The organism is Lachnoclostridium sp., from assembly GCF_031997925.1.
Lineage (GTDB): Bacteria > Bacillota > Clostridia > Lachnospirales > Lachnospiraceae > Lachnoclostridium.
The window spans coordinates 67,186-70,966 of the sequence record NZ_DAMADT010000024.1 but is presented as its reverse complement, the minus strand read 5'-3'; the positions used below and the strand labels follow the sequence as shown (position 1 = coordinate 70,966).

Sequence of the window (3,781 nt, the reverse complement as noted above, 5' to 3'; positions counted from 1 at the left end):
CCTCATTGCCACTACGTGGCATTTCAGCAGGAGCTTGAACTCCTGCTAAAACAGGTAAGTTCCTTCCCTGATGAGGTTATATTACAATACCGACTCATCATTAATTTTGCTTGTAAAATAATTCGCGGTTAGCAGTAAAATTACTGAAACAATAGAAACCCCTAATCCTACCGCTGCTGCATAAGAGAAATCTCCCTGCGTGATACCCATTCGGTAAACATAAGAATCGATTACCTCAGCTTTCGCACGGTTTTGTGAATTCATTAATACTAATGTCTGATCAAGATTTGATTTTAATAGTCCGCTTACTGTTAAAATAAAGTTCAAACTAATAATCGTTTTTAATAAAGGTAAAGTGATATGCATGATTTGTCTTATACGACTTGCACCATCAATCTTAGCCGCTTCGTAATATGTACTGTCAATACCTGCCATGGCTGCCAAATATAGAATCGTTCCCCAACCTGCTTCCTTCCAAACATCAGATAGTACCGCAATCATCCAGTACTTATTCGCATCCAGCAAGATGTTCTTTGGCTCACTTATTAATCCAAGAGAACGTAATATTTCGTTAAACATACCTGTTGTTGACATCCAGCTAATCATCATACCCCCTAGTACAATCCAGGAAAGAAAGTGCGGTAAATAGGAAATCGTCTGCATGATTCTCTTAAACGGTCCGTCCTTAACCTCATAAATCATAACAGAGAGTATGATGGGAATCGTAAAACCAATGAATAATTTTAGGAAGCTGATTCCCAATGTATTAATTACCGATTTCCAAAAGAACTTATCCCGAAACGCTATTATAAAATTATGAAAGCCTACCCACTTTGCAGTTGATAATGTATCCACAACTGTGTAGTTTTTGAATGCAATGCTCAATCCATAGATAGGCATAAAACTAAATATAATCATGAATATAACACCTGGTATAACCATACTTTGAAAGCCAGCCTGTTTTTCAACTGTCTTCAAAAAGCTTAGCTTCTTTTTACTCATCTTGAACCTCCATTGTTAGCTTTTATAGCTTCGTTAAAACGTTTTAATCTACATGTGAAATATTAACATCCCCCGTGCTCATATCTATTTCCAAACTTAAAAACAGACATGCCCACACTTTGCAACTGATATGCTTTTCTTTAAATCTTTTCCTCCAATCCACCTGACTCGATTAACTTAGCACACTTCTTTAAACTTTTTATTTTTATATTAAAACGTTTTAATAATTGGTAGTATATCACATTATTTTTAAATTTACAATATATTCATTTAACCTTTTTAGTAATAATATACAACCATAATTTTAATAGTCATGACTTTATTGTACTATTTTCAGCTAAAATATCATATTTTCGTAGTTGTAATAACGTTTTAATACATGCTTAAAAAAAGGTAGGAACAAAGAATCATATTTACTATATTCTTTGCTCCCACCTTCGCTTTTAACAGCTATTTTTTTCTTGTACAGGATTTCCTTATTATTAAATTACCTTCTAATTTCACAATGGTTCCTTGTTCCTTCCCATCAATCATATCAATCAAAGTACCAATAGCCAGTGTTCCCTGCCTAGCAATCGGATTTCTTACCGTTGTCAGACCAGGAGTAAAATATCTAGCGATATCAATATCATCAAATCCAATGACACTAAAGTCTTCAGGTACTTGAAAACCATCAGACTGCAAGGCTTTGATACAACCAATTGCACTTAAATCGTTACCTGCTAAGAAGGCATCAGGAAGATCCGTTGAATGAAGCTTTAAAAGAGTTTTTATCGTATTGTATGTATATCCCTCTTCAAAAGCTCCTTTTAAAATGAATTTTTCCTCCACTGGTAAATTACATTCCGCTAGAGCAGCCTTATACCCCTCTTTACGGCGCAAACTATCTGTTACCTCATCGACACATTCAATAAACGCTATTTTTTTATGTCCTAGATTGATAAGATGTTTTGTAGCCTCATATCCTGCTTCATACGAATCAAATACTATGCTAGAAACACCTTTCTTACTAACTTCACGGTCCAAAAATACTACCTTTATTCCTTCTTCTTCGAAAATACGTATTTCATTTTCATTTACCGTGGTATCTTCATAAATTAGAACACCATCAAGATTCTTACCTAGTATATTTCCCATAATAACAGAGGAATCCTTTGTAATAAAAACATTAAGATTATATTCTCTACGCTCACATTCCCGACTCATATAGTCCATTAACTGACAAAAGTAAGGACCTGATATACTATTGGTAAAAAATCCGAGGTTTTTTGTAGCACCAGCCTTTAAATATCTGCCATTCAGATTTGGAATATAATTCAGTTTTTTTACCGCCTCCATAACCCTTTGCTTCGTATCAGGATTAATATATCGATTACCATTTAAAGCATTGGAAACAGTTCCTATGGACACCCCTGCTTCTTTTGCTACATCTTTAATCGTAATATTCGCCATATCTTCACCTACCCATATCTCTTGAATTAAAACGTTATAATATGGTTTAGAATATCATATTATATGCTACTTGACAAGTGAAATGATAGCACACAAATCCTCCTGATGGTATAAGCGCCTATTACTTCGCTGTCTTTGACTAGTTCCCCCTGCTTGTAATATTCTGGTTGCTTGTCGGAGAACTACATAGGACGTGCTAGGGCGTCAAAGCGGATATTCTCGATCCGCTTACACTACTTGCTCATAGCCTCATTGCCCTACGCTGACCGCAATTTCAGATCTTTTTAACATCCTAAATTCCTTAATAAATCCCCATACCATATGATAACTTCCTGCAGCCTATAAAGCTCCGATTCTCTGCTATCCGTCCTCCAGATTTCCTTGTAATCATAGAACCAGTATTCCAGCTCTTTAGCAAGATCTTTCTTTACTTCCCCGTTTATCCCGTATTTTGCATGGGCAATGGTAGCACCGATGTTATTAAAGAGCTCTATTCCATTTACAGCTACTAGATAAGCCTTTAGTAGGCCTCTCTTCTCCGGTTTCATAAAAACAATACCTTCATACAGTTCTCTTTTTAATTTATGTAAGACTTCATTGGCTGCTGAAACCCTTACCATAGTTTCCTCTGTGGCAAAGTCTGTATTTCCATATTCCTTATACATTACTACATGCCACCAATCAAATACGGACGTGGAGCCAGATGTAGCAATTCTGTCCACGAACCGCTCGCTATTGTCCCCGTACTCAATGCAAGATATCTGCCTGTTGATATCTGAGAATGTCAATTGCTTCTGGTTCCAAGAAAAAGCAGCTCCGTATATAAGCCCTGTAGTTGAGAATTCCGGATGGTTGATATGTCCAAAATCGCCCCAGTCCGTATTCAAAACTCCCAGAGCCTGATATTTATGAGCGTAGGAACACATTTTTGTTATATTATGATAGGAGCTTTCTATCAAGTTAATGAACTGGTTCCAGCCTCCTACTCCTGGGCATACATATTGTACGGCTCCCGCATCAAAAAGAGCTTTTGTTTCATTCTCTCTCTGCTCCGCCGCGTATCCCCAATTCAGACAGATAACATCTTTCGGTAATTCACGGATCGTTTCCGGAAATCCTGCAATAACATCTCCCCAGAACATAGGGCGTTTTCCTTTTTCTATAACAAATTCGCAAAGTTCTTTTACAAAGTCCAGATAGAGTCTGTGGATTCCTTTACTTTCAGCCAGTTCCCTACTCTTTCCCTTACCAAGGTCAAAGGTTTCATCTGCGCAGATATTAAAATGTTCTGATGTAAATAAAGGCAGAAACTCCTCTATTTGTTTCT

Annotated in this window: 2 protein-coding genes and 1 pseudogene; all 3 read right to left on the bottom strand. The window is 36.7% G+C overall.

Features of this window, described 5'->3' with window-relative positions; all coding sequences use genetic code 11:
• Positions 1 to 81: 81 nt before the first annotated feature.
• Positions 82 to 1,002: an ABC transporter permease gene (locus RTP52_RS14755; RefSeq protein WP_312372199.1), complete on the bottom strand. Its 921-nt coding sequence runs from the start codon at positions 1,000 to 1,002 to the stop codon at positions 82 to 84.
• Between the two features lie 450 nt (positions 1,003 to 1,452).
• The gene (locus RTP52_RS14750; RefSeq protein WP_312103048.1) at positions 1,453 to 2,454 is read right to left on the bottom strand and encodes a LacI family DNA-binding transcriptional regulator; all 1,002 of its coding nucleotides are present in this window, start codon (positions 2,452 to 2,454) and stop codon (positions 1,453 to 1,455) included.
• 284 nt (positions 2,455 to 2,738) lie between these two features.
• Positions 2,739 to 3,781, bottom strand: a pseudogene (locus RTP52_RS14745) (glycoside hydrolase); the annotation flags it as partial.

What these genes read in the sequence shown, in the direction of transcription:
- RTP52_RS14750 (WP_312103048.1), bottom strand. Translation starts at nt 2,454, where the DNA reads ATGGCGAATATTACGATTAAAGATGTAGCAAAAGAAGCAGGGGTGTCC.
- RTP52_RS14755 (WP_312372199.1), bottom strand. Translation starts at nt 1,002, where the DNA reads ATGAGTAAAAAGAAGCTAAGCTTTTTGAAGACAGTTGAAAAACAGGCT.